This window comes from Ruegeria sp. BJ3 (assembly GCF_056535665.1).
Map to the genome: position 1 here is coordinate 2,285,669 of NZ_JBQFIT010000001.1, position 26,679 is coordinate 2,312,347.

The 26,679-nt window shown below is 62.7% G+C and carries 21 protein-coding genes; 8 read left to right on the forward strand and 13 right to left on the reverse strand.

Features of this window, described 5'->3' with window-relative positions:
* Positions 1-12: 12 nt before the first annotated feature.
* Genes ACR3EL_RS11475 through ACR3EL_RS11485 form a run of 3 tightly spaced genes read right to left on the reverse strand, consistent with a single transcriptional unit; the run spans position 13 to position 4,227 of the window.
* Positions 13-1,179 carry a M20 aminoacylase family protein gene (locus tag ACR3EL_RS11475; protein ID WP_170340356.1) on the reverse strand — a complete coding sequence of 389 codons (1,167 nt, stop codon included), beginning with the start codon at positions 1,177-1,179 and terminating at the stop codon, positions 13-15.
* 55 nt (positions 1,180-1,234) lie between these two features.
* On the reverse strand, positions 1,235-2,401 hold the full coding sequence (gene argE / locus ACR3EL_RS11480; protein ID WP_170340354.1) for an acetylornithine deacetylase: 1,167 nt from the start codon (positions 2,399-2,401) through the stop codon (positions 1,235-1,237).
* Positions 2,402-2,406: 5 nt separating this feature from the next.
* The gene (locus ACR3EL_RS11485; RefSeq protein WP_170340352.1) at positions 2,407-4,227 is read right to left on the reverse strand and encodes an ABC transporter ATP-binding protein; all 1,821 of its coding nucleotides are present in this window, start codon (positions 4,225-4,227) and stop codon (positions 2,407-2,409) included.
* 282 nt (positions 4,228-4,509) lie between these two features.
* On the opposite strand from ACR3EL_RS11485, the gene ACR3EL_RS11490 reads away from it, so the two are divergent.
* From ACR3EL_RS11490 to ACR3EL_RS11500, 3 genes are all read left to right on the forward strand, one after another.
* The gene (locus ACR3EL_RS11490) at positions 4,510-6,216 is read left to right on the forward strand and encodes a peptide ABC transporter substrate-binding protein (RefSeq protein ID WP_093965071.1); all 1,707 of its coding nucleotides are present in this window, start codon (positions 4,510-4,512) and stop codon (positions 6,214-6,216) included.
* Positions 6,217-6,310: 94 nt separating this feature from the next.
* Complete coding sequence (locus ACR3EL_RS11495; protein ID WP_170340351.1) at positions 6,311-7,318, forward strand: ABC transporter permease; 1,008 nt, start codon at positions 6,311-6,313, stop codon at positions 7,316-7,318.
* The gene (locus ACR3EL_RS11500) at positions 7,311-8,291 is read left to right on the forward strand and encodes an ABC transporter permease (RefSeq protein ID WP_093964881.1); all 981 of its coding nucleotides are present in this window, start codon (positions 7,311-7,313) and stop codon (positions 8,289-8,291) included. The genes ACR3EL_RS11495 and ACR3EL_RS11500 overlap by 8 nt, the downstream gene beginning before the upstream one ends.
* Positions 8,292-8,298: 7 nt before the next feature.
* On the opposite strand, the gene ACR3EL_RS11505 is transcribed toward ACR3EL_RS11500, so the two are convergent.
* The 6 genes from ACR3EL_RS11505 to ACR3EL_RS11530 all read right to left on the reverse strand — a co-directional run bounded on the left by ACR3EL_RS11505 (position 8,299) and on the right by ACR3EL_RS11530 (position 14,962).
* Positions 8,299-9,435 carry an MFS transporter gene (locus ACR3EL_RS11505; protein ID WP_170368163.1) on the reverse strand — a complete coding sequence of 379 codons (1,137 nt, stop codon included), beginning with the start codon at positions 9,433-9,435 and terminating at the stop codon, positions 8,299-8,301.
* Positions 9,436-9,504: 69 nt separating this feature from the next.
* Positions 9,505-10,782, reverse strand: a complete 1,278-nt coding sequence (locus ACR3EL_RS11510) for a DUF3422 family protein (protein ID WP_480721644.1) — start codon at positions 10,780-10,782, stop codon at positions 9,505-9,507.
* A 105-nt stretch (positions 10,783-10,887) separates the two neighbouring features.
* Complete coding sequence (locus ACR3EL_RS11515) at positions 10,888-11,244, reverse strand: VOC family protein (RefSeq protein WP_480721645.1); 357 nt, start codon at positions 11,242-11,244, stop codon at positions 10,888-10,890.
* Positions 11,245-11,342: 98 nt separating this feature from the next.
* A complete protein-coding gene (locus tag ACR3EL_RS11520; RefSeq protein ID WP_093964877.1) occupies positions 11,343-12,797 on the reverse strand; it encodes an NAD(P)(+) transhydrogenase (Re/Si-specific) subunit beta in 1,455 nt (484 codons plus the stop codon).
* A 13-nt stretch (positions 12,798-12,810) separates the two neighbouring features.
* Positions 12,811-14,382, reverse strand: a complete 1,572-nt coding sequence (locus ACR3EL_RS11525) for a Re/Si-specific NAD(P)(+) transhydrogenase subunit alpha (protein ID WP_170340345.1) — start codon at positions 14,380-14,382, stop codon at positions 12,811-12,813.
* Positions 14,383-14,512: 130 nt separating this feature from the next.
* A complete protein-coding gene (locus ACR3EL_RS11530; RefSeq protein WP_093964875.1) occupies positions 14,513-14,962 on the reverse strand; it encodes a methyltransferase family protein in 450 nt (149 codons plus the stop codon).
* 198 nt (positions 14,963-15,160) lie between these two features.
* Here ACR3EL_RS11530 and kynU point away from each other — a divergent pair, with 198 nt between their 5' ends.
* Entirely contained in the window at positions 15,161-16,354 is a 1,194-nt protein-coding gene (kynU, locus tag ACR3EL_RS11535) for a kynureninase (protein ID WP_170340343.1), read from the forward strand.
* On the opposite strand, the gene ACR3EL_RS11540 is transcribed toward kynU, so the two are convergent.
* Positions 16,347-16,925 (reverse strand): TetR/AcrR family transcriptional regulator, encoded by a 579-nt coding sequence (locus ACR3EL_RS11540; protein WP_480721647.1) that lies wholly within the window; start codon positions 16,923-16,925, stop codon positions 16,347-16,349. The two genes, kynU and ACR3EL_RS11540, sit on opposite strands and share 8 nt — an antisense overlap.
* 99 nt (positions 16,926-17,024) lie before the next feature.
* On the opposite strand from ACR3EL_RS11540, the gene ACR3EL_RS11545 reads away from it, so the two are divergent.
* Positions 17,025-17,489, forward strand: a complete 465-nt coding sequence (locus tag ACR3EL_RS11545) for a (2Fe-2S)-binding protein (protein ID WP_170340339.1) — start codon at positions 17,025-17,027, stop codon at positions 17,487-17,489.
* Positions 17,490-17,492: 3 nt separating this feature from the next.
* The gene (locus ACR3EL_RS11550; RefSeq protein WP_170340337.1) at positions 17,493-19,733 is read left to right on the forward strand and encodes a xanthine dehydrogenase family protein molybdopterin-binding subunit; all 2,241 of its coding nucleotides are present in this window, start codon (positions 17,493-17,495) and stop codon (positions 19,731-19,733) included.
* A gap of 64 nt (positions 19,734-19,797) precedes the next feature.
* Here the strand turns inward: ACR3EL_RS11550 and ACR3EL_RS11555 are convergent, their stop codons facing one another.
* The 3 genes from ACR3EL_RS11555 to ACR3EL_RS11565 all read right to left on the reverse strand — a co-directional run bounded on the left by ACR3EL_RS11555 (position 19,798) and on the right by ACR3EL_RS11565 (position 23,363).
* Entirely contained in the window at positions 19,798-20,577 is a 780-nt protein-coding gene (locus tag ACR3EL_RS11555) for a gamma-glutamyl-gamma-aminobutyrate hydrolase family protein (RefSeq protein ID WP_170340336.1), read from the reverse strand.
* Positions 20,578-20,765: 188 nt separating this feature from the next.
* Positions 20,766-21,191 carry a GlcG/HbpS family heme-binding protein gene (locus ACR3EL_RS11560; RefSeq protein ID WP_170340334.1) on the reverse strand — a complete coding sequence of 142 codons (426 nt, stop codon included), beginning with the start codon at positions 21,189-21,191 and terminating at the stop codon, positions 20,766-20,768.
* Between the two features lie 36 nt (positions 21,192-21,227).
* A complete protein-coding gene (locus tag ACR3EL_RS11565) occupies positions 21,228-23,363 on the reverse strand; it encodes a malate synthase G (RefSeq protein ID WP_170340332.1) in 2,136 nt (711 codons plus the stop codon).
* Between the two features lie 215 nt (positions 23,364-23,578).
* Here ACR3EL_RS11565 and pepN point away from each other — a divergent pair, with 215 nt between their 5' ends.
* Positions 23,579-26,131 (forward strand): aminopeptidase N, encoded by a 2,553-nt coding sequence (pepN, locus tag ACR3EL_RS11570; RefSeq protein ID WP_480721649.1) that lies wholly within the window; start codon positions 23,579-23,581, stop codon positions 26,129-26,131.
* Positions 26,128-26,571, forward strand: a complete 444-nt coding sequence (locus tag ACR3EL_RS11575) for a hypothetical protein (RefSeq protein WP_480721651.1) — start codon at positions 26,128-26,130, stop codon at positions 26,569-26,571. Before pepN ends, ACR3EL_RS11575 begins: the two co-directional genes overlap by 4 nt.
* The last annotated feature ends 108 nt before the right edge of the window (positions 26,572-26,679 follow it).

A 26,679-nucleotide genomic window follows, 5' to 3' on the forward strand; every position in this document is an offset into this window, starting at 1 on the left:
GTCTTTCCTGTTTCAGGCGATGGGCATTCGTCGTTCGACAAGCTCGGCGAACCAGCTGCATCCGGCCGGAATGGCCTGGTCGTCGAAATTGTATTCGGGATGGTGGCACATGGCCGTGTCGCCGTTCCCCAAGAAGATGTAGGCTCCGGGCCGTTCTTCAAGCATGTAGGCGAAGTCTTCCGACGGCATGATCGGATCCGTTGCGTCATTGACCTTGCCGGCCACCGCCTCGGCGGCTTCGGCGGCGAAGGCCGTTTCCGCTTCGGAATTCACCGTCACCGGGTAGCCGGGCGTCCAGGTCACGCGGGCTTTGGCGCCAAAAGCCGAGGCTGTGTCTTCGGCGATCCGGCGCACGCGCTCCTCGGCGATGCCACGGTATTCCGGGTCCAGTGTGCGAACCGTGCCCTGCAGCCGGACCGTGTGCGCAATCACGTTCGAGGCGACGCTGTCAGTTTCAAACGTCCCCACCGTCAGCACCACCCGTCGGATCGGATCGACGGTGCGGGATACAACCGATTGCAGCGCAACCACGATATGCGATGCGACCAAGGTTGTGTCGATGGCTTCATGCGGTGCGGCGGCGTGGCCACCTTTGCCGGTCACGACAATCTCGAACTCGTCCGACGACGCCAGCAGCGCGCCGGGCCGGATTGCGAACTCTCCGACAGGCAGGCCGGGCATGTTGTGCAAGCCGTAGACTTCCTGAATGCCCCATCGATCCATTAGCCCATCACGGCACATGGCCAGACCGCCGGCCCCGCCTTCTTCAGCCGGTTGAAAGATCAGTACCACCGTTCCGTCGAAATTGCGCGTCTCGGCAAGGTATTGCGCAGCGCCGAGCAAGATCGACGTGTGCCCGTCATGCCCGCAGGCATGCATCTTGCCCGGCACGGTCGAGGCATAGTCCACTCCGGTCGCCTCGTTGATCGGCAAGGCATCCATGTCGGCCCGCAACCCGATCACGCGGCCCTGCGTGTCCGTCCGCCCTCGGATCACGGCCACGACACCGGTTTTGCCTATACCCGGCGTGATTTCATCGGCACCGAACGCCTTGAGCCGGTCGACAACGAAGCCGGCGGTTTCATGCACGTCGTACATCAACTCGGGATGCGCATGCAGGTGCCGCCGCCACTTGGTGATCTCGGCGTGCATTTCGGCAAGTCTGTTTTTGACCGGCATGTTCAACTCTCCGAGCTTCTGACTGAAATCCTGAGTTTCCAGTGCCTCTTTTGGGTCACGCCGCCAGTTTGTAGATCAGACGCTGCATGAAGTCATGGCCGGCGTTGAACTGAGCGATCGTGATGTATTCGTTCGGCTGGTGCGCCTGGGCGATATCCCCGGGCCCACAGATCACGGCCGAGTATCCGGCTTCCTGAAACTGACCGGCTTCGGTGCCATAGCTGACGACATGGGTAGCGTTGTCGCCCGTAAGGGCGCGCACCAGCGTCTCGGCTTCGCCATCGGTTTCCGGGACCAACGCCGGAACGGCAAAGCTGGCCTTCACCTCGATATGGGCGTCCGGATGCACTTGCTGCATCTTCCTTTCCGCCGCTCTTACCTGTTCCAGATAGGCTTCTTTCCACGTCGATGCCTGCTCGCCGGGGACGACCCGGAAATCCATCATGAAACGGCAATCCTTGGCCGTGATGTTGTGCGCAGTGCCGCCCTTGATCATGCCCACGTGACAGGTTGTCCAAGGAGGATCAAAGACTGCCGCGATGTCGCTGGGGTCCGCCGCCATGTTGATGTCGTTCTGGGCATTTGCCCAGTCGATCAGCGGCGCTGCATACATGATCGCATTGACACCGGTATGCATGATCGAACTGTGCACCTCGTATCCAACCACATGGGTATCATAGCCGAAACCGCCCTTGTGGCCGGTGACGGCCTGCATCATCGACGGCTCGCCCACCACCACGGCCGAGCCCTTGGGCAAAACCTCCTGCATGGCGACGATCATGGGCGGCGCACCGGTGCAGCCGACCTCCTCGTCAAAGCTCAGCGCCAATTGCAGCGGGCGTTTGACGTCGGCGTACTGCGCCTCGACCAGCGCCCAGATGGCGAGGGCGTCAAAGCCCTTCATGTCACAGGTGCCACGTCCGAAATACTTGCCGTCCCGTTCGGTCACGACAAACGGGTCGCTGTCCCAGGGTTGTCCGTCCACCGGCACCACATCCGTGTGACCGGAAAGCACGACCGCGCCTTCCTCCCAGGGGCCGACATGGGCAAACAGGGCCGCCTTGTGCGGCTGATCCGGATCCGGCCATCGGTGGGCACGGATACCGTGGCCGTTCAGGTAGTCTTCGACCCAGTCGACCAGCGGCAGGTTGCTGTCGCGGCTGACGGTGGGAAACGAGATCAGCTTGGTCATGATCTCAAGCGGAGTCAGGCGCTGTGGCATATGGGTCAGTAACCGCTGTCGGTCGTCAGAATGAAGTGACCCGGCTCGACCTCGCGGTATTCCGAAGGCGCAGGCTCATAGCCGATTGGGTGAATTGGAGACGGGATCGGTTTGAAATTCAGATCTTTTTCCGACTTGCGCTGATTGGGATCGGCGATCGGAACCGCCTTCATCAATGCCTGCGTATAGGGGTGCTGCGGGTTCTCAAAAACACGCGCCCGTGGGCCCAGTTCGACGATCCGGCCCAGATACATCACACCCACGTGGTGGCTGACCCGCTCAACCACGGCCATGTCGTGGCTGATAAACAGATAGCTCAGGCCAAGTTCGGACTGCAATTCCATCATCAGGTTCAGAACCTGCGCCTGAACAGAAACGTCCAGCGCGGAAACGGCTTCGTCCGCAATGATCAGTTTCGGGTTCAGGGCCAGCGCCCGGGCAATCGCAATTCGCTGCCGCTGCCCACCCGACATTTCGTGCGGGAACCGGCGCATGAAGCTGCGTGGCAGGTGCACCTTGTCGAACAGCTGTGCGACCCGGTCCTGCAGTTCCGACCCCGATGCCACGCCATAGTTGCGCATCGGCTCGGCCACCTGATCAACCAACTGCATCTGCGGGTTCAGCGATGCGAATGGGTCCTGAAAAATCATCTGCATATCCAGACGGGCCTTGCGCAGGCCCTTCTGTTCCAGCTTCATGATGTCCACACCATCAAGACTGATTTCGCCGGCCATCGGCTCTATCAACCGCAGGATCGAGCGGCCGGCCGAGGATTTTCCACAACCCGACTCCCCAACAAGGCTCAACGTCTGCCCTCTGTTCAGGGTGAATGAGACATCTTCAACCGCATGCACATTCGAAATGGTGCGGCGCAGGATCCCGCCTTTGACCGGGAACCGCGTGGTCAGGTTCCGGACTGACAGCAAAACTTCCTCGGTTCCGGGAATCGGGGCGATCTTCTGTCCTTCGACACCCAACAACTTCATCGGCTCGGGGGCGGACTTTCCGCGCATCTCACCCAGCTTGGGCACCGCGGCTAGCAGAGCCTTGGTGTAGTCATGCTGGGGATTCTCGAAAATCTCGGTGACGGTGCCCTCTTCGACCTTGTTGCCGCGGTACATGACGACGACCCTGTCGGCCATCTGGGCGACCACGGCCATGTCATGGGTGATGAACATGACCGCCGTGCCGGTTTCACGCTTCAGCCGATCCATCAGAGCGAGGATCTCGGCCTGGATCGTCACGTCCAGCGCCGTGGTGGGTTCATCGGCGATCAGCAGGCGCGGCTCGCAGGCCATGGCCATTGCAATCACAACCCGCTGGCGCATCCCACCCGACAATTCGTGCGGATACTGCTTGAGCCGCCGCTCGGGTTCGGGGATACGGACCTGTTTCAGCAGTTCCAGGGCCCGTGCTTCGGCCTGGGACTTGGACATATCCTTGTGAATCCGCAACCCTTCGGTCAGCTGTCGCCCAACCGTGAAGACGGGGTTCAGCGCCGTCATCGGCTCCTGAAAGATCATCCCGATTTCGTTGCCGCGAATCTGCTTCATAAGGTCCTGATCGGTCTTGGCCAAATCCAGCTCGGTTCCGTCGGTACGGTCGAAAATCAGCTGTCCGCCGGCGATCTCACCCCCGCCAAATTCAACAAGGCGCATCAACGACAGCGAAGACACGGACTTGCCCGACCCCGATTCGCCCACGATGCAAACGGTTTCGCCCGGACGGACCTCGAACGAGACGTCCTCGACCCCGACGACGGGCCCATCCTTGGTTTGGAATTCGACCCGAAGTTCCCTGATCTGGGCGATAGGCTGATCCAGCACGCGAGCGCTCCCCTTGGCTGCATGAGTGTTTTGATTGCCGAACGCTAAGGCGGGCTGACAGGAAAAGTCAAACGCATTGCCAGTTTCGCTGCGGCAAGGCTTGCAATTTCTGCAAACTCTGTTTCGATACCCCGCGTAACCGTGCCGAGAAATTGGGCGTAGTGCGCAGACATTTGCGCAATTGTCTTTTGTTTCAGCGACTTGAGCCCGGCACGGCAACGCCAAATCCGCAGGCCTTGCGGAGAAAATCGAGACACGAATGTGTCCAACAAGGAGTGTATGATGAAAATCAAAACCCTTTTGCTTGGTGCGATTGCAAGCACGGCGATGGCCCCGATGGCCATGGCCGAGCGCGGATCGGACGGCAACGTCAGCATCATCTATTGGCAAGCACCCTCGATCCTGAACCCGTTCCTGTCGGGCGGCACCAAAGACGTCGAAGCGGCCTCGCTGGTGATCGAACCCCTGGCACGCTACGACCAAGACGGCAACATGGTGCCCTATCTGGCAGCCGAAATCCCGACCGTCGAAAACGGCGGTGTGAGCGAGGATCTCACCTCGATCACGTGGAAGATCGCTCCGGGGATCACCTGGTCGGATGGCACGCCGTTCACCTCGGCCGACGTGAAATTCACCGCCGATTACTGCATGGACCCCGAAGGTGGCTGTGCGCAGGTGACCAAGTTCGAAGGCGTCACCAGCGTCGAAGCTGTGGATGATCTGACCGTCAAGGTCACTTTCGACAAGCCGACCCCGTTCCCCTACGGTCCGTTCGTCGGCGGCGAAAGCCCGATCATCCAGGCAGCTCAGTTCGCGGACTGCATGGGCGCGAAAGCTCCGGAATGCACCGAGCAGAACTTCAACCCGATCGGCACCGGCCCGTTTGTCGTCACCGAGTTCAAGCCGAACGACGTGATCACCTTCAAGGCCAACGACAACTATCGTGACCCGGCGAAACCGGCCTTCGCAACCGTGACCTTCAAGGGCGGCGGCGATGCGACCGCGGCCGGTCGCGCCGTGATGGAAACCGGCGAGTTCGACTATGCCTGGAACCTGCAGCTGGCGCCCGAAGTGATCGCGCAGATGCAGGAAGGCGGCAAAGGCACTCCGGTGGCAGGCTTTGGTCCGCTGGTCGAGCGCATCATGCTGAACCAGACCAACCCGTCGCCCGAACTGCCGGAAGGCGAGCGTTCGACGGCCAAGCACCCGCACCCGTTCCTGCAGGATCCGGCGGTCTACAAGGCTATGTCGATGGCAATCGACCGCCCGCTGCTGGTTGAGATCGGCTATGGCCAGGCGGGTAAAGTGACCTGCAACTGGGTACCGGCTCCGGCTGCGTTCAACTCGACCTCGATGACCTGCGACACGCAGGATATCGAAGGCGCCAAGAAACTTCTGGATGATGCCGGCATCGTCGACACCGACGGCGACGGCGTCCGCGAGAAGGATGGCGTTCCGCTGAAGATTGTCTATCAGACCTCGACCAACGCTGTCCGCCAGGACTTCCAGGCGCTGATCAAGGAATGGTGGAGCCAGATCGGCATTGAAACCGAACTGCGCAACATCAACGCTTCGGTCTTCTTCGGTGGTGACCCGGGCTCGCCCGACACGTTCCAGAAGTTCTATGCGGACGTTGAAATGTACGCCAACACCTTCAACGGCACCGACCCGCAAAGCTATCTGGGCAACGGCCTTTGCGACAAGGCACCGCGTCCCGAGACCCAGTGGCAGGGTGAGAACATCAGCCGCTTCTGCAACGAAGAGTTCGACAAGCTGCACGCCCAACTGGCGCAGACCGCCGGTCTGGAGCAGCGCGCCGAAATCGCGAAGCAGCTGAACGACATCATGGTTCAGAACGGCGGCATGATCCCGCTGGTCCACCGTGGTCGTCTGTCGGCCCACGCCAACACTCTGGGCGGTGTCGTCCTGAACGTGTGGGACAGCGAACTGTGGAACATCGCTGACTGGTACCGCAAGACCGGTTCCTAAGCGCTAGCCTTGCACAGCCGCGTCCCGATCTGTATCGGGGCGCGGTCTTTCGCAAGTTCCACCAACAAGAAGACGCATATAAAGGCGCCTCTTAATGCTCAACTTCACCATTCGACGACTGATTCTGGCCGTTCCGACGCTCTTGTTCATCAGCCTCGTCATCTTCCTGCTGCTCGAGCTCGCCCCCGGCGACCCGATGGCACAGGTTCCGCTTACCGTTCCGCCCGAAGTCAAAGAGAAGATGCGCGAGGCGCTTGGCCTCGGCCAGCCGATGCATGTCCGGTTCTGGAAATGGATCGTGCAGTTCTTCTGGATCGAACCGCAGGTTCTGGTCGACCACATCTTTGGCACCACCTTTTCCGAAGGTGACCTGCGTGTGATTTCGTGGCAGACCCGCTCGCCCGTCATGGACATCGTCGTTCAGCGTATCCCGCAGACCCTGTGGGTTGTCGGCACCGCTTATGTGGTCGCCATCCTGATCGCGCTGCCCATCGGCATCTATTCGGCCTATCGCCAGTATTCGTGGTTCGACCAAATGGGTACTTTCGTGTCGATGGTCGGTTTCTCGGTTCCGCCGTTCTTCTCGGGGGTGCTGGTGATCGTGATCTTCTCGGTCCAGTTGGGCTGGTTCCCGTCGATCTATGACACGACGCATGTGGTCAATGACTGGGACAGCTTCGTCGTTCAGCTGAAACAGATGATCATGCCCGTGATGGTGCTGGCGTTGCAGATCACCGCGCAGCTCAGCCGGTTCATGCGCGCCTCGATGCTGGACAACCTGAACCAGGACTACGTCCGTACTGCTCGCGCCAAGGGCCTGAGCGAGTACACCGTCGTCATGGTGCATGTCCTGCGCAACTCGATGATCCCGGTGGTCACCGTGATCGCCCTAGGGATCCCGGCGATATTTGGTGGCGCGATCATCACCGAGCAGGTGTTCAAGGTGAACGGCATCGGCCAGCTGCTAATCGGCGCCATTCAGGCCAATGACCTGCCGATGGTGCAGACGCTGACCTTCATCTTTGCCGTGCTGATCGTCCTGTTCAACCTGATCGCAGACGTTCTCTATGGCATTCTGGACCCGAGGATCCGCTATGACTGATCACAATCAATCAGACACGCTGGTCCCTGATGAGGGCCTTGCGCCGGCCTCGACGGCCTTGCCGACTGCCGATGTAATGGAAGAACTGACCACCCCGCCCCGCAGCCAGTGGCGCGACGTGTGGGACCAGTTCAAGACCCACAAGGGCGCCATGATCGGCGCAATGCTGTTCATCTTCATCGTCGCAGCCGTCTACCTGGGCCCGTTCCTGTGGACCATCGACCCGACCCAGATCGACATCCGTGCCCGCAACCAGGGGCCCAGCTGGGCCCACCCGTTCGGCACCGATCAGCTGGGCCGGGACATCATGGCGCGAATGATGTCGGGGGGGCAGACTTCGGTCTCGGTCGGCATCACTGCGATGCTGCTGGCGCTGTTCCTGGGGTCGTTCATCGGCGTGGTTGCCGGGTTCTTCAAACGGCTGGACGGGCCGCTGATGCGCCTGACTGACCTGTTCCTGGCCCTGCCGCTGCTGCCGCTGCTGCTGGTGATGATGCTGCTGTTCCGCGAGCCTCTGTCCGCTGCGTTCGGGCTCGAGCGCGGGATCTTCATCCTGATCGTCTGCGCCATCGGAATCACCTCGTGGATGCCTACGGCGCGGATCGTGCGCGGCGACGTGCTGGCCATCAAGGAACGCGAGTTTGTTCTGGCTGCCCGCTCGATCGGCACAAGCAACACGCAGATCATCACCCGGCACATCCTGCCCAACGTGCTGTCGCCGATCATGGTGTCGGCCACGCTGGGCATCGCCACGGCGATCATCACCGAAAGCGCGCTGTCCTTCCTGGGGCTGGGCTTCCCGCCCGATTTCCCCACCTGGGGCCGGCTGCTGTTCGATGGTGTCGACTATCTGCAGCAATACCCCGAGCGTGTGTTCTGGCCCGGCCTGGCGATCTCGCTGACCGTTCTCAGCGTGAACTATCTGGGCGACGGCCTGCGCGATGCGCTCGATCCGCGGATCCGCGGACGCTGAACCAAAGTCAGTCGGCGCGCCTGAGCGCGCCGGCCAACACCACGATCACAACGGCCAGCGGCAGCAGGACAGCAAAGGCCAGCCGCAGTGACAGAATACCTGCCAGAAGCCCGATCAGCGGCGGACCGATCAGCAAACCTCCGTATCCCAAAGTGGCCACACTGGCGATGGCCTGCCCCGGCGGGACATGCGGGTCGTTCGCGGCCCGGCTGAAAGCCAGCGGCATGATCACCGCATAGCCCACGCCCATCATCGCGAATCCAACCAGCGCCCCGACCGCGCCTCCGGCCGATACCACCAGGAACACGCCAACGGCCGCGCAGACTCCGCTGACCCGGGCCACCGGCACCGGGCCGAACCGGGCGATCACGAGACCGCCCAGCAGCCGCACAGCAACCATGAACACCGAAAAGACGGCATAGCCCAAGGCCGCAACGCTTTCAGCCACACCCGTGACATCCCGCAGGAAGATGGCGCTCCAGTCAGCCACTGCGCCCTCGCCCAGCGCGCCGCACATCGCGGTCAGCCCGACCAGAACCAGAACGCCGCTGGGCAGGGCAAAGATGGCGGTTACATCAGACTGCACCCGCCGCGATGTCCATCGAACCCAAGACAGGGCAAGCGCCAGCGCCACGGTTGCCCCGCCGGCCAGCAGGAAATGCGGCAACACGTCAAGCTGCAGCTGAACCGCGCCATAGCCGCTGAGCGCTCCCAACCCGGCGCCGAGGCTCCACATCGCATGGAACGAGGACATCACCGGTTTGGCATAGGCCTGTTCGACCTCGGCGGCCCAGGCGTTCATTGCCACATCCATCGAGCCGTGGAAGGCCCCGAAGATGAACAGGAACGCTGCCAGCATGGCGAAGCTGTCGGCGGCCGCAAGAAGGATCAGTGATGCTGTGTACAGAACCGCGATCACCCGCGTCACCGTTACCGCGCCGAACCTGTCGGTCAGGCGTCCGGTGACCGGAAAGGAACACACCGCGCCGGCTGCCATGAACAACAGGCCATAACCAAGCTCCTCGTGGCTCAGCCCCAGACGGTCACGGACGGCCGGAATGCGCGAGGCCCAGATGCCGAACAGGGCGCCGTTCAGGATGAACATGGCGGCCACGGCCCGCCAGGCTGAAACCAATCCGATCATGAAACCTGCCCTGCCTGCGAAATATCTGCTTTGCAGCAATACAGGCGGCGCGCCGGTTGGCAAGCCGCGCTATTCCAGCTTGCGGCGGATGCGGCGAACGGCCAGCCAGACAAGCGCCACAACAGGCAGCGTCACGCCTGCGGTCAGCAGCCCCTTGCTGATCCCGGCATTGGTCAACGGGTACAGCAGGTAACTGACCAGCGACACGGCGTAATAGCTGATGGCGACCACCGACAGGCCTTCGACCGTGTGCTGCAATCGCAGCGCCAGATCCGCCCGGCGGTCCATGCTCTCCAGCAAGGCCTGGTTCTGCGCGCTGCGCTCGACATCGACCCGAGTTCGCAGCAGGTCACCGGCCCGAATGGCCCGGTCCGAAAGCGCCTGCAGCCGACGTTCGGTCGCTTTGACCGTGCGCATGGCCGGGTCATAGCGGCGCATCATGAAATCGGCGAATGTCTGACGCCCATGAAAGCGATCCTCGCGCAGCGCCTCGATCCGCTGGTGCACGATGGCCTCGTAGGCCCCCGTCGCGGCAAAGCGAAAGGCCGAACGCGCCGACAGCGTCTCGAGCTCGGTCGAGGTGGCCAGCAATTGCGGCAGCAGGTCGTCGGGATGGGTCGTGTCCTTGGTCATTTCGCCCATCAGCTGGGTCAGTTGCCGGTCCAACTCGCCGATCTGGGGCATCAGGGCCTTGACCCGAGCAAAGCCCAACATGGACATCGCCTTGTAGGTCTCGATCTCGCACAGGCGTTGGATGATCCGGCCGGTGCGCCTGCGCCCGGTGCCCTCGGACACGAACAGGGCAAACCGCATGTGACCCGCTGGGTCGATGCGAAAATCGCTGGCGCAGATCGCCGAGTCGTCCAGCACCCGCGACACCGCCAGGCTTTCCGGCTCGAACCAATCCGCCAGCGTGGCTTGCGTGGCCCCGTCATCCGGGCGCGGCACCACCCGCAGCATGATCGAGGTCACGCGCTGGCCCGGACTGGCCATCAGCCAGTCGGGGGGGAATACCTCGAAATCGGCGGGGTTGAACGCGCGCTCGCTGACATTCTGAGTAATGGCCGTATAGGTCACGAATTCCGTGTGGTGCTCCCACTTCAACCAATGCCGACCGATCTGGCCGGCATAGTGGGTGGCATCGGGCTGCGGATGCTGCGCCCCGTGGCGGTCCAACAGGTCGATCAGGTGGGCCATATCTTCGGCCCGGTCGCGCGCCACCGCGGCGACCGGCTTTTTGATCGCAAGGAAGACAACCGTGCACGGCGCCTGCGCCACGGGGAACGGCCGCGCGTGCAATTCATTGGCCAACGCATAGCGCAGCGGATGATCCTCGATTGGCGTCATGAACAGCTCCTTGTGTTCCGGGCACTATACGACACCGGAGGATTTCATCAATTCTCTTTTATTTCATATACTTACGTGGATACCGCGGTATACAAGCCGGCTATCTCATTGATTTGGCTGCCAGAGCTCAATGGGATTGCCCTCGGGGTCGTGCAAGCGGGCGAATTTTCCGATCTCGCTGTTCCATTCGTCACGGGTCTCCACCTCGATTCCAGCCGCACGCAGTTGGTCGACCATGGCCGCCAGATCGTCGACTCGGAAATTGATCATCCATTGTTGCGCCGCATCGCCGAAATAGTCCGTGTCTGCGGCGAAAGGGGCAAACACGGTGTAGCCTTCGCGCTGCTTCCACGGGACCGGGTCATAGTGATTGACGCCCAGATGGGCCTCGTACCATTGCGACAGAGCCTTCGGATCACGGGCGCGGAAGAACACTCCGCCAATGCCGTTTACCTTCTGCATGGAACACCTCCTGCCGTTGGGGGTTGATACGGCATCATACCCTGAAACGAAAAAAGGCGCCCGCGAGAGGCGCCTTTTCCAAGGATATGAGCCACGGATCAGTCGATCATTGGCAGCAGCTTGTCCAGCGACTGCTTGGCGTCGCCATAGAACATACGGGTGTTTTCCTTGTAGAACAGCGGGTTTTCGATGCCCGAATACCCGGTGCCCTGCCCGCGTTTCGAGACGATCACCTGCTTGGCCTTCCAGCATTCCAGAACCGGCATCCCGGCAATGGGGCTGTTCGGGTCCTCCTGCGCCGCAGGGTTCACGATGTCGTTCGAGCCGATGACGATCGCCACATCCGTTTCCGGGAAATCGTCGTTGATCTCGTCCATTTCCAGCACGATGTCATAGGGCACCTTGGCCTCGGCCAGCAGCACGTTCATGTGGCCCGGAAGACGGCCCGCGACGGGGTGGATGGCAAAGCGCACATTCTTGCCCTTCGCGCGCAGCTTACGGACCAGCTCGCTGACCGATTGCTGCGCCTGCGCCACCGCCATTCCGTAGCCGGGGATGATGATGACGCTGTCGGCATCGTTCAACGCTGCTGCAACACCGTCGGCGTCGATCGCCACCTGTTCGCCTTCGACTTCCATCTGGGGCCCCGAAGTGCCGCCAAAGCCGCCCAGGATCACGCTGACAAAGTGACGGTTCATCGCCTTGCACATGATGTAGGACAGGATCGCGCCCGACGAGCCGACCAGCGCGCCGACGACGATCAGCAAGTCGTTGCCCAACGAGAAACCGATCGCAGCCGCGGCCCAGCCCGAGTAGCTGTTCAGCATCGAAACCACCACCGGCATGTCGGCACCGCCGATGCCCATGATCAGGTGATAACCGATGAACAGCGCCGCCAGCGTCATCAGGAACAGCGGGAAGAAGCCACCCGAAGCGGTGTACCAAATCAGACAGATCAGCGAGAGGCCAGCCGCCGCCGCGTTCAGCGCATGCCCGCCCGGCAGCTTGGTGGCCGCCGAGGTGACCTTGCCGGCCAGCTTGCCATAGGCCACGACCGAACCGGTAAAGGTGATCGCACCGATGAAGATGCCCAGGAACAGCTCGACATGCAGAATGGCCAGCTCGGCCGGGGTTTTCTTGGCGATCAGTTTCGCGAAGGCCCCCAGATCCGACAGGTCGGCATCCTTGGCCGCGTCAACGATCGCAAAGACTTCGGCGACGTTCTTGATCTCAAAATGGGCGTTGTAGCCGACAAAAACCGCCGCCAGACCCACCAGCGAGTGCATGGCGGCCACAAGCTGCGGCATCTCGGTCATCTGGACGCGCTGCGCCACGTATTGACCAATCAGACCACCGCCGATGATCAGCAGCAGCGACAGCAGCCACAGGCCCGACCCGGGGCCGACCAGCGTGGCGAACACCGCCAGCGCCATGCCGACGATGCCGTACCATACCGCGCGCTTGGCGCTTTCCTGGTTCGACAGGCCGCCGAGCGAAAGGATGAACAGAACAGCCGCAACGACATAGGCGGCAGTGGTGAAGCCAAATTCCATGTGCCCGGCCTCCTTAAGATTTCTGGAACATGGCGAGCATGCGCCGGGTTACGAGGAAACCGCCGAAGATGTTGATCCCGGCCATGAAGATCGACAGCGCCGCCAGCAGAATGACGAGGAAAGACCCCGACCCGATCTGCATCAACGCGCCTACGATGATGATCGAGGAAATCGCGTTGGTGATCGCCATCAACGGTGTGTGCAGACTGTGGCTGACGTTCCAGATCACTTGGAAGCCCACAAAAACGGCCAGCACGAAGACGATGAAATGCTGCATGAAGCTGGCCGGAGCCACCAGCCCCACCAACAGCATCAGCGCCCCGCCCACGCCCAGCAGGGTAACCTGCTGCTTGGTCTGCGCCTTGAAGGCCGCGATCTCTTGCGCGCGCTTTTCTTCGGGCGTCAGTTCCTTGACCTCGGCCTTGGGTTTGGCCGCGATGGCCTGCACCTTGGGCGGTGGTGGCGGGAATGTGATCTCACCTTCGTAGGTGACGGTCGCGCCACGGATCACGTCATCTTCCATGTTGTGATTGATCTGACCGTCCTTGTCGGGGGTCAGGTCAGTCATCATGTGACGGATGTTGGTCGCATAAAGCGACGAAGACTGAGCCGCCATCCGGCTGGGAAAGTCGGTATAGCCGATGATGGTCACGCCATTGTCGGTCACGACCTTTTCATCCGGCACGGTGCCTTCGACATTGCCTCCACGCTCGGCCGCAAGGTCTACAATGACCGAGCCGGGCTTCATCGCCTTGACCATATCCTCAAGCCACAGCTTGGGGGCCGGGCGGTTGGGGATCAGGGCCGTAGTGATAACGATGTCCATCTCGGGCGCCAGCTCGCGGAACTTGGCCAGCTGAGCATTGCGGAACTCCTCGGACTGAACGGAAGCATACCCACCGGTGGCCGAGCCATCCTGCTGTTCTTCCTCAAAGTCCAGATAGACGAATTCGGCGCCCATCGACTCGACCTGTTCGGCGACCTCGGGGCGCACATCGAACGCATAGGTGATCGCGCCAAGCGACGTCGACGTCCCGATGGCGGCCAGACCTGCCACGCCGGCACCAACGATCAAAACCTTGGCCGGCGGCACCTTGCCCGCGGCCGTCACCTGGCCGGTGAAGAAACGGCCAAAGTTGTTGCCCGCTTCGATCACCGCACGGTACCCGGCGATGTTGGCCATCGAAGACAAAGCGTCCATCTTCTGCGCGCGGCTGATGCGGGGCACCATTTCCATCGCGATGACATTGGCGCCCTTGGCTTTCGCCAATTCCATCCCTTCTTCGTTCCCTGCCGGGTTGAAGAACGAGATCAGCGTCTTGCCCTTGGTCAGGCGCTTCATTTCGGTCTCGGTGGGCACGCGCACCTTGGCGATGATGTCCGACGATTTCCACAAAGAGGCGGCTGTCTTGACGATTTCCACCCCGACGGCCTCGTAAGCCTCGTCCGAGAAACCGGCGGCAGCACCGGCCCCCTTCTCGATGGCGCATTCGTAGCCCAATTTCTGCAGCTGCACGGCTGACTCCGGAGTCATCGCGACCCGGTTCTCGCCTTTCAGTATTTCCTTTGGCGTGCCTATTTTCACCGGCAAGTCCCCCTAATTTTCACTCTGACCGAGCGGGTGGTCGGTATTGTTTGTTAAGCAAAGATCTATCCTGCGCAACATTATTTCGCAAGCGCAGCATTCATTACGTTGTGTCACGGGTCGGCGCATTTCAGATCCACCGACGGGTTTTGCGTTCGTAACGCGCGAAGTCCGCACGGAAGGTGCGGCGCAGGCGGTCCTCTTCGGGCAGGATGAACCGCCGTTCCAGTACCCAGACGAAGACCGGAACCAAAACCAGCGACAGCACGGCATCGAAGCGCAGGATCAACCCGGCAAGGATCAGGACATCGCCCAGATAGATTGGATTGCGGCTGCGTTTGTAGATGCCCGATTGCACCATTGCGGTGGGTGTTTCATGCGGAATGACCGTCGTACGGTGGCGGCGGAATTCTACGATTGCCAGAACCGCCAACAGGATACCCCCACCAATCAGCAGACCGCTCAGCAGGTCGGTCAACCCGCCTTCCAGCGACAGGCCGAGCGACAGATAACGGCCCTGCAACCAGGCCAACACCGCGAAGCCCAAAAGCCACAGTGGCGGTACGTCGATACGGCGCATGTGCATCCCTTTTGAATGACGACATGCACCGACACATGTCGCTTCCGGGCCAAGTCCTACCGCTTTCAGACCCCGATGGCAAAGCATCTTGGCCCTGCGGCCGAATATTGTGCACCCGAGCCACAAACAGGTGGGCGTAGACAGCCCGGCACCGATCCGATACCCCGGTTCGGACACAAGAAAACACCGGGATTGATCATGACCGATTTCGCCGCCACCAAAGCCATGTTCCACCTGCCGGAAGGAGTGCTGTATCTGGACGGCAACTCGCTGGGCCCTCTGCCCAAGGCGGCGGCCGCGAAAGTGCAGAAGATGCTGACCGAGGAATGGGGCCAAATGCTGATCACCGGGTGGAACAAGGCCGGATGGATGAGCATGCCGACTGACCTGGGCGATCGGATCGGCCGCCTGATCGGCGCCGCACCCGGCACGGTCGTGGTAGGCGACACGCTGTCGATCAAGGTCTATCAGGCGGTTGCGTCGGCATTGGAGCTGAACCCGGGGCGCAAGGTGGTGCTGTCAGACAATGGCAACTTTCCCTCCGATCTCTACATGGCTGACGGGCTGCTGCGCTCGCTGGGCGAGGAGTACGAGCTTCGGGTCGTGGACCCCGAGGCCGTGGCCGAGCACATTACCGACGAGGTCGCGGTGCTGATGCTGACCGAGGTCGACTATCGCACCGGTCGCAAGCACGACATGAAGGCGTTGACCGAACTGGCACATGCTCGGGGCGTCATCACCGTGTGGGACCTGGCCCACTCAGCCGGGGCCATCCCGGTGGACCTGGCCGGTTGCAACGCCGATTTCGCGGTCGGGTGCACCTACAAATACCTGAACGGCGGTCCGGGCGCCCCGGCCTTCATCTATGTCGCGCCGAAATGGGCCGACACCGCGCGCCCGGCCCTGTCGGGCTGGCTGGGGCACGAGGCCCCCTTTGCCTTCGACCTCGATTATCGCCCCGGCGCGGGCATCGAGCGCATGCGCGTCGGCACGCCTCCGGTGATCCAGATGACCGCGCTGGCCGCGACGATGGATATCTGGGACATGGCCGACATGGACGATGTGCGCGCGCAGTCCATCGCCCTGACCGAGCAGTTCATCCAGCAGGTCGAGGCCACCTGCCCCGATCTACAACTGGCCAGCCCCCGCGACCCCGCGATGCGCGGCAGCCAGGTCTCGTTCCGGTTTGCCGACGGGTACGCGGCGATGCAGGCCCTGATCGCCCGCGGCGTGATCGGGGATTTCCGCGCGCCCGACATCATGCGGTTCGGCTTCACGCCGCTGTATATCGACGAATGCGACGTGTCGCGCGCCGTCGAGATCCTGACTGACATCATGCAGAACCGTTTGTGGGACAGACCGGAATTCAAGGTCCGGCAGCGGGTTACCTGACCTCAAGCCCCGCGCCGATCAGCGCGGACAACTGGGCAATGCGCTGCTCGAACTCCTCGGCGTTCGAGGCGGTCATCTTGATCCCCTTCAGCGCGGCGGTGATGGTCCGCGCGGTCTCGGCCGGACCGTCCGGCAGGCGCACGCGACCGGCCGCCAGTTCGCGCTTTAGCCATTCAGCGTAGAGATCCGCCAGCGCCGCCTCGCCCTCGGCCACGATGTCGGCAGCGGTGGACTTGCTGGTATCCAGCATCTCCAGCCCATGCGGCGATGCCAGTATGGCCGCCATCCCGGCGATCTGCGCTTCAATCGCCCGCGCCAGGATCTCGGACACCGCTCCGTCGCCCTGCAGCGCATGTGCCACCGCCGCGATCTTTTCGGCGTAATGCGCCTGTGTCAGGCTGCTAACGATGGCCTCTTTGTTCTTGTAATGCAGATAGACCGCTGGACGGGACATGCCCGCGCCACGCGCTATGTCATCCATCGAGGTCTTGCGGAACCCATAGGCGGAAAAGGCCTGAAACGCCGAAGTCAGGATCGCCTTTGCCCGTGTATCATCCAGTTTTTCCGCCATGAATTGACCTCTGACAGTTTCGCGCGAAATTGTCAATTGACGCACTGACATTTTTCATCAATTATGTCAGAAACCAGCCACAGCCAAAAGAGGTACGCCATGGCGACCACGCTGACGATCAACGGAAAGCCACATCAGGTCGATCTGCCCGACGATGTCCCCCTTCTGTGGGTGCTGCGCGACGAGGTGGGCCTGACCGGAACCAAGTTCGGCTGCGGTGTGGCCGCCTGCGGAGCCTGCACGGTGCAGATCGACGGCGAGGCCGTCCGCTCGTGCCAAGTTGCCCTGTCCGATGTCTGGGGCGAGGTCACCACGATCGAAGGGTTGGGGACGCCCGACAACTTGGCCACGATCCAGCAGGCCTGGGTCGACCATCAGGTCGCGCAATGCGGCTATTGCCAGTCGGGGCAGATCATGCAGGCCGCCGCGCTGCTGGCCGAAAACCCTGCCCCCTCTGACGAAGAAATCGACGAGGCGATGCAGGGCAACCTGTGCCGCTGCGGCACCTACCCCCGCATCCGCGCCGCGATCAACGACGCCGCCGCCAAGCTGAAGGAGGCCTGATCCATGGCCAGCATCGGAAAAATCCTGCGCCGCACCTTCCTGATCGGATCTGCCGCCATCGTCGGCGGCGTGGCTTTCGGGGTCTATTACGTCAACCGTCCCGCCAAGAACCCGCTGAAACCGGGCGAGGGCGAAGCGGCGCTGAACCCTTTCATCCTGATCGACCAGAACGGCGTGACCCTGTTTGCGCCCCGCGCCGAGATGGGCCAGGGCGTGAAAACCACCTGGGCCGCCCTGATTGCCGAGGAACTGGACGTGGATCTGGATCAGGTCACCGTTCTGCACGGACCTGCGGCGGCGGCTTATTACAACTCGGCCCTGATCGGCGAGAGCCTGCCCAACAAGGGCTATGACGTCTCGAACTTCCAGCACAATCTGGGCGAGGCCCTTGGCGTGATCGGCAAAGCGCTCAGCCTGCAGGTCACCGGCGGCTCGACCTCGATGAAGGACGGGTTCGAGCGAATGCGCGCGGCTGGTGCCTCCGCCCGCGAGACGCTGAAACAGGCCGCCGCCGACCGACTGGGGGTGGATCGGGCTCAGTTGAAGACCGCTTCGGGCCATGTCATCGCGCCTGATGACAGCAAGATCGCCTATACCGACCTGGCTGCAGACGTGGCGCAGATGGAACCGATTGAGGCAGAGCTGCGCGACCCGTCCGAGTGGCGTTATCTGGGCCGGACCCTGCCGCGTCTGGACATGGTGGAAAAGGCTACCGGCACCGCCCAGTTCGGCGTTGACGTGCGCCTGCCCGGCATGAAATTCGCCAGCGTCCGGATGAACCCCAAGCTGGGCGGCCAGATGAACGGCTTTGACGACAGCGCCGCCAAGGCAATGCCGGGCGTGGAAAAGATCGTCGATCTGGGCAACGGTGTCGCGGTGATCGCCACCAACACCTGGCTGGCCAACCAGGCGGTCGAGGCCATCGGCGTTGATTGGGGCGAGGCCCCCTATCCCCCTGAAACCGACGCCATCTTTGCCGAGATCGCCAAGGCCTTCGACGCGGATCCGAACTCGACCATGCGCGATGACGGCGATGTCAGCATCGTTCCCGAAGGCGCGACCGTAATCGACGCTGAATACACTGTCCCCTACCTGGCCCACGCCACGATGGAACCGATGAACGCCACCGCGCTGTTCACCGGCGACGCCTTGGAACTGTGGTGCGGCAACCAGGCCCCCACGCTGATCCAGTTCCGCGTTGCCAACACGGCCGGTTTGGACACCGAAGCCGTCCAAATCCACACCACCTATCTGGGCGGCGGGTTTGGTCGCCGCGGAGAGCTGGATTTCGGCGACATCGCCACCAAAGTGGCCATGGCGATGCCCGGCACTCCGGTCCAGACCACCTGGAGCCGCGAAGAAGATATGCGTCACGACTACTACCGCCCCGGTGCGATGGCACGGATGCGCGGTGCGGTTCAGGATGGCAAAGCAGTGCTCATCGATGGTGCGGTCGCCGCGCAGTCCTGCACGCAGCAAGCCGTTGAGCGCTATACCGGAATGCCCGGCGCTGGCCCGGACAAGGTTCTGGTCGAAGGGTTCTTCAACCAGCCCTACGCGGTGCCCAACTATCGCATGAGCGGCCATATCGCCGACCTGAAGATCCCGGTGGGTTTCTGGCGCTCGGTCGGCAACAGCCACAACGGTTTCTTCCACGAGACCTTCATCGACGAGATGGCCCATGCCGCCGGACGCGACCCGCTGGAGTTCCGGCTGGAGCTGATGCGCGACGAACACGCGCCCTCGGCCGGGTGCCTCGAGGCGGTGCGCGACATGTCCGACTGGACGGGCAAGACCCCCGATGGCGTGGGGCGCGGCGTGGCCTTCACCTACAGCTTCGGCACCCCGGTCGCGCAGGTGATCGAGGTGACCGACGAAGACGGCACCATCCGCATCAGCAAGGCCTGGATCGCCTGCGACATGGGGTTGGCGCTGGACCCTGAAAACGTCAAGGCGCAGATGTCCGGCGGCATGATGTATGGCCTGTCGGCGGCTTGCTACGGCGAGATCACCTTCGCCGATGGCGAGGTCGAACAGATGAACTTCCCCGACTATGACGCGCTGCGCATGCACACCGCGCCGCAGGTTGAGGTTCAGGTGTTGGAAACCAACCGCTTCATGGGTGGCGCGGGCGAGCCCGGCACGCCCCCCTCGATGCCGGCGCTTGGCAACGCGCTGTTTGACCTGACCGGCCAGCGCGCTCGGACCCTGCCGCTCAACAAGCAGTTCAACCTGCTGGTGTGAAACGAAAAAAGACCGGCGCGGTGATTGCCGCGCCGGTCTTTTGAAGAAATCCGAGAGCCGATTGTCAGGCCGATTGCCGCACCGGCGTCGGCATTGCACTTGCCGACCAAGCCCGCACCGCGTCGCCGAAAGCCTGAAACAGAGGCCGCGACACCGGGTCATTCGCGGCATCCCATTCCGGGTGCCATTGCACCGACAGGGTGAACCCGGGCGCATCCTGGATATAGATCGCCTCGGGCGTACCATCCGGCGCGTGGCCGTCGATCACCACGCCCTTGCCCACCGTCTTGATGCCCTGCCCGTGCAGCGTATTGGTCATCACCTCACTGGCACCGAACAGGCGGTGGAACACCCCGCCCTCGGTCAGCTTGACCACATGGCGCAGGGCGAATTTCTCTTCCAGCGTGCCATCGGGCGGCATGCGGTGGTTCATCCGGCCGGGCAGATCGCGGATTTCCGGGTACAGAGTGCCGCCCATGGCCACGTTGACCTCCTGGAAGCCCCGGCAGATGCCCAGAAAGGGCTGGCCGCGTTCCACGCAGGCCCGTACCAGCGGCAGGGTGATCGCATCGCGCGCCCGGTCGAATTCGCCATGTGCGTCAGTTGCCGACTCGCCGTATTCCTCGGGGTGAACGTTGGGGCGGCCACCGGTCAGCAAGAACCCGTCGCACACCTCAAGCAGCTCGGTCACGTCGACATAGCGCGGATCGGCCGGGATCAGCAGCGGCAGACAGTTCGAGACATTCGCGACCGCGTCCGAATTCATCGTCCCCCCGGCATGGGTGGGGTACTGGTCGTTCATCAGATACGAATTGCCGATGATGCCAACGACGGGTCGGGACATTGTGCTACCTTGCTGTTTTACTTGAACTGGTCGGAAATTATCCGCCCCTTCAATAACGTGCAAGAAAACACGCCCTGCACCATGGCGCAAGGACGTGTTCAGATACGCACATATTGTTCCCGATTTCCGCAGAGCGCGGGACGAATTTCCCGAAACAGGCGGCCGCGGCGGGACGGCGCTTGTGCAGATCAGGTCTCGCCGGTCAGCCCGGCGGCCTCGATCCCGGCCATGGCGGCAGCGGCGTCGTTGTCCGAGGTGTCTCCGGTTACCCCGACGGCACCGATCACTGCGCCCTTGCGGTCGCGCAGCAGTACGCCGCCCGGAACCGGAACGACCTGCCCGCCATAAACCCCGTTCACCGCAGCCATGAAATAGGCCTGCGCCTCGGCCCGCTTCATCTGGGCGGTGCCTGCCATGCCCAGCATGACCGATCCATAGGCCTTGCCATGGGCAATCGCGAACCGGCCCGGGGCCGCGCCGTCCTCGCGCTCGAAGGCGATGACATGGCCGCCGGCGTCCAGAACCACCACCGACAGGGGTTTCAGGTCCATCTCGCGCCCTTTCTCAAGGGTTTTGCGAATGATGGTGCGGGCCTTTCTAAGTGAAACCGACATGATCTTGTCCTCTGTCTGCGGTGGTCTGCCCCGGTTCTAGCCCTGACGAGCCTTCAGTTCCAGCCGTCGCGCATGCAGGACCGGCTCGGTATAGCCCGAGGGCTGCACCCGCCCCTTGAACACCAGATCGCAGGCGGCCTGGAAGGCGATGCCGTCGAACCCCGGCGCCATGGGCCGATAGGCCGGGTCGTCCGCGTTCTGGCGGTCGACAACGGCGGCCATCTTCTTCATTGCGGCCATAACCTGATCAGCGCCGATCACGTCGTGATGCAGCCAGTTGGCCAGCGCCTGGCTAGAAATCCGGCAGGTGGCGCGATCCTCCATCAGACCCACGTCGTTGATATCGGGCACCTTCGAGCAGCCGACACCCTGATCGACCCAGCGCACGACATAGCCCAGGATACCCTGCGCGTTGTTCTCGATCTCGCGAGTGATTTCATCGTCGCTGAGGTTGCGGCCGCTCAGCAGCGGGATGGTCAGCAGATCGTCCAGCGTGCCGCGCGGACCTCCGGTAGCGATCTCGTCCTGACGGGCCAGAACGTCCACCTTGTGGTAATGGGTCGCGTGCAGGGTCGCTGCGGTGGGAGACGGCACCCAGGCACAGGTCGCACCGGCCATCGGGTGGCCGATCTTGGCCTCGAGCATCTCACCCATCCGGTCGGGCATGGCCCACATGCCCTTGCCGATCTGCGCCCGGCCCTTCAGCCCGCAGGCCAGCCCGATATCGACATTGCGATCCTCGTAGGACTGGATCCAGGGCGTATTCTTCATGTCGCCCTTGGGCAGCATCGGCCCGGCCTCCATCGAGGTGTGGATCTCATCCCCCGTCCGGTCCAGGAAGCCGGTATTGATGAAGGCCACCCGCGATTTCGCCGCACGGATGCATTCCTTGAGGTTCACCGAAGTCCGGCGTTCCTCATCCATGATGCCCAGTTTCACGGTGTTGCGCGGCAGGCCCAGAATGTCCTCGACCATGTCGAAGATCTGGACCGAGAACGCGACCTCTTCTGGGCCGTGCATCTTGGGCTTGACCACATAGACCGAACCGTGGACCGAGTTGCCGCCATCACGCTGCAGGTCGTGCATCGCGATCAGCGTGGTGCACAGCGCGTCCATCAGCCCCTCGCCGATCTCGTTGCCTTCGGCGTCCAACACGGCGGGGTTGGTCATCAGGTGCCCCACATTGCGCACCAGCATCAGCGACCGGCCCTTGAGGCTGCCGGCCGATCCGTCGGGCCGGATAAAGGCGATGTCCTCGGACAGTTTGCGGGTAAATGTCCGGCCGCCCTTGGTAACCTCCTCGGTCAGGTCGCCCTTCATCAGGCCCAGCCAATTGCCATAGGCCACGACCTTCTCCTCGGCATCGACACAGGCCACCGAATCTTCGCAGTCCATGATAGTGGACAGGGCCGATTCCAGGCGCACGTCGGAAATGCCCGCCGGGTCCGAGGCGCCAATGGTGCTGGACGGGTCGATCATGATCTGGACGTGCAGACCGTTGTTCTTCAGCAGCACGAAGTCCGGACCCTCGGCCGCGCCGCCGAAGCCCACGAATTTCCCGGGTTCGGCCAGCGCTGGAACCAATGCGCCGCCTTCGACCTTCAGACCGGCCACATCGGCCCAGCTGCCTTGGGCCAGCGACGCGGCCTCGTCCAGAAACGCCTTGGCCCAGGCGATGACCCGCGCACCGCGTGCCGCGTCATAGCCGCCCCCCTGCGGCAGGTCGCCCATCGCGTCGGTGCCATAGAGCGCGTCATACAGGCTGCCCCAGCGGGCATTGGCCGCGTTCAGGGCAAAACGCGCATTGGTGATCGGCACCACCAGTTGCGGGCTGGGCGTCGCGGCGATCTCGGGGTCGACATTCGCCGTGTCGATCTGGAAATCGGGGCCTTCATCCAGCAGATAACCGATTTCGCGCAGGAACGCCTGATGCTCGGCCATGTCGATGGGTTGGCCTTTGCGCGCAAGGTGCCAAGCGTCGACACTGCCCTGGATATCCGAACGCTTTTGCAGCAAGTCGCGGTTTTTCGGGCCAAACTCGGACACCATCCGCGAAAGACCAGCCCAGAATGCATCGGGCTCAACGCCCGTTCCGGGAAGCGCGCGTTCCTCGATGAAATCGATCAGAACCTGATCTACGTCCAATCCGCTCCGGATAGCTCTGCCGCTCATGACTCGAATCTCCTGCCCATCGTGTGCCGTTGTATGCAGTCTTCAATTAGGGGCATTGTTTCCGATAGGCAACTTGCCGCTGCATCAATCCGCCTTTCAATTCCGCCTGAAACAGCTTCAAACCGTGCAAGGTAATGCCGCCCAGACCCGCCTGCTTGCAGCGCCACGGCGATCCTCCTAACGTCGCGCGGGAACACACCGACACGAGGCCCCAGATGCGCGACGCTGCCCCCACCACGATCTACCTGTCCGACTATTCGCCCTTCGGTTTTCTGATCGACAGCGTTCACCTGACCTTCGATCTGGCCCCGCAGGCAACGCGCGTGACATCGCGCATCGCGTTCCGGCCCAATCCGCAGGCCACCGACCGCACGTTCTTTTTGCACGGTGAAGAGCTGAAGCTGATCCGCGCCAGCATCGACGGCACCCCGATCGCTCCTGACGTCACCGAAAAGGGCCTGACCGCAAGCGTCCCCGACGCGCCGTTCATTTGGGAGGCCGAGGTCGAGATCGACCCCGGCAACAACACCGCGCTCGAAGGGCTCTATATGTCCAATGGCATGTACTGCACCCAGTGTGAGGCCGAGGGGTTCCGCAAAATCACCTTCTATCCCGACCGGCCTGACGTGATGACCACCTTCACCGTGCGCATCAACGGCGACCTGCCGGTGCTGCTGTCGAACGGCAACCCGACGGGCAAGGGCGAAGGCTGGGCCGAATGGACCGACCCTTGGCCCAAGCCCGCCTATCTGTTCGCTCTGGTCGCCGGAGAGTTGGTTGCCCATTCCGACAGTTTCACCACCAAATCGGGACGGCATGTCGATCTGAACCTCTGGGTCCGCCCCGGGGACGAGGGCAAATGCGCCTTCGGCATGGAGGCCCTGAAGCGGTCGATGAAATGGGACGAGGACGTCTATGGCCGCGAATACGATCTGGACGTGTTCAACATCGTCGCCGTGGATGATTTCAACATGGGCGCGATGGAGAACAAGGGGCTGAACATCTTCAACTCGTCGGCGGTGCTGGCCAGCCCTGAAACCTCGACCGATGCAAATTTCGAACGGATCGAGGCGATCATCGCGCATGAGTATTTCCACAACTGGACCGGCAACCGCATCACCTGCCGCGACTGGTTCCAGCTGTGTCTGAAAGAGGGGCTGACCGTGTTCCGCGACGCGCAGTTCACCTCGGACATGCGCTCGGCCCCGGTCAAGCGCATCCATGACGTGATCGACCTGCGCGCGCGCCAGTTCCCCGAGGACAACGGGCCGCTGTCGCACCCCGTGCGCCCCGAAAGCTTTCAAGAGATCAACAACTTCTACACCGCGACCGTCTATGAGAAAGGCGCCGAGGTGATCGGAATGCTGAAAACGCTGGTCGGGGACGAGGCCTATTCCAAGGCGCTGGATCTTTATTTCGAACGCCATGACGGGCAGGCCTGCACGATCGAGGACTGGCTGAAAGTGTTCGAGGACACGACCGGCCGCGACCTGACACAGTTCAAGCGGTGGTACAGCCAGTCTGGCACGCCCCGGGTGAAGGTCGAGGAGGATTGGGCCGACGGCACCTATACCCTGACCCTGTCTCAGAGCACCCCAGCCACGCCCGGCCAGCCCGAGAAGCTGCCGCAGGTGATCCCCGTGGCCGTGGGCCTGCTGGGTCCGAATGGCGACGAGGTGCGCGGCACCGAGGTGCTGGAACTGACCGAAGCGCGCCAGAGCTTCACCTTCGAGGGGCTGGCCGCGCGGCCCGTCGCCTCGATCCTGCGGGGGTTCTCGGCGCCGGTGATCCTTGAACACGACCGCCCGAACGCCGAACGCGCGTTTTTGCTGGGCCATGACACCGATCCGTTCAACCGGTGGGAGGCCGGGCGGACGCTGGCGCAAGACACTTTGCTACGGATGATCACCCAGGACACGGCCCCCGATGCCGAATACCTGGATGGCCTGCTGGCGGTTCTGCGCGACGCCGATCTGGACCCGGCCTATCGCGCGCTGATGCTGGGCCTGCCGACCCAATCGGAACTGGCCGCCGCGCTGCACGAACAGGGCGAAACGCCCGACCCGATGGCGATATGGCGCGCGTTCGAGACCCTGCGCCAGGCCACCGCCCAGCACATGCAGGACCTGCTGCCCCCCCTGCACTCCGAGGCGCTGGTGGACAGCCCCTATTCGCCCGATGCCGAACAGGCGGGCAAGCGCGCCCTGGGCAGCGCCGCGCTGGCGCTGACCACCCGGCTGGACGGCGGGACCATGGCGGCCGAGGTCTATGCCAAGGCCGACAACATGACCCTGCAGCTCAGCGCCCTGTCCTGCCTGCTGCGTGCTGGCAAAGGTCAGGCGGAACTGGCGGCATTCTACGATCAGTGGCACCACGACCGGCTGGTTCTGGACAAATGGTTCGGGCTTCAGGCCTCGCTGGCCGCCCCGGACGATGCGCCGCGGATCGCCCGCGCCCTGTCCGAGCATCCGGATTTCAACTGGAAGAACCCCAACCGATTCCGTGCGCTGATGGGTGGGCTGGCAATGAACCATGCCGGGTTCCACCACGCCAGCGGCGAGGCCTACGCCCTGCTGGCCGACTGGCTGATCCGGTTGGACCCGGTCAACCCGCAGACCACCGCGCGCATGTGCACCGCCTTCCAGACCTGGAAACGCTATGACGCCGACCGTCAGGACCTGATCCGCGCCCAACTGACCCGCATCGCCGAAACCCCGAACCTGTCGCGCGACACGACCGAGATGATCTCGCGCATCCTCGGGGCATGACGGCGGCCGAGGGCTCCGGGTTTCGCTTTACCCGACACAACCGATCGCCCCGCAGCATCGCCATCCTGGCCGCTGTCTATGCGGGGCTGCTGGCACTTGTGCTGGTTTTCGGCGCGGCCTGGTGGCTGATCGGGTTGCTGGCGCTGGGCACCCTGCCCGCGTTGTGGGACGTGCTGCGCGACACCGATGCCGGGCTGAACCTGGACCCGGCCAAACTGAGCTGGCATTCGGGCGCGCGGCAGGGCGAGATCGACCTGACCGAGATCGACTTCTTCCGCTTCGACACGCGCTGGGACTTCTCGGTGCGCGTGTCCGTCGTTCTGACCAGCGGCAAGCGGTTGCGCCTGCCGGACGAGGCCCTACCGCCGCACAAACATCTGGAACAGGCGCTGCAACAGGCCGGGTTTCGAGTCGACCGGCACCATTTCACGGTTTTCTGAAACGATTCACGGAATCCGCGTCGATTGATCCTGTCTGATCCATTGAAGCAGAAAGTTTAATGTTAGAATCCTTGAACTGGTCACAATTCCGGTTCAGAATTCATCGTT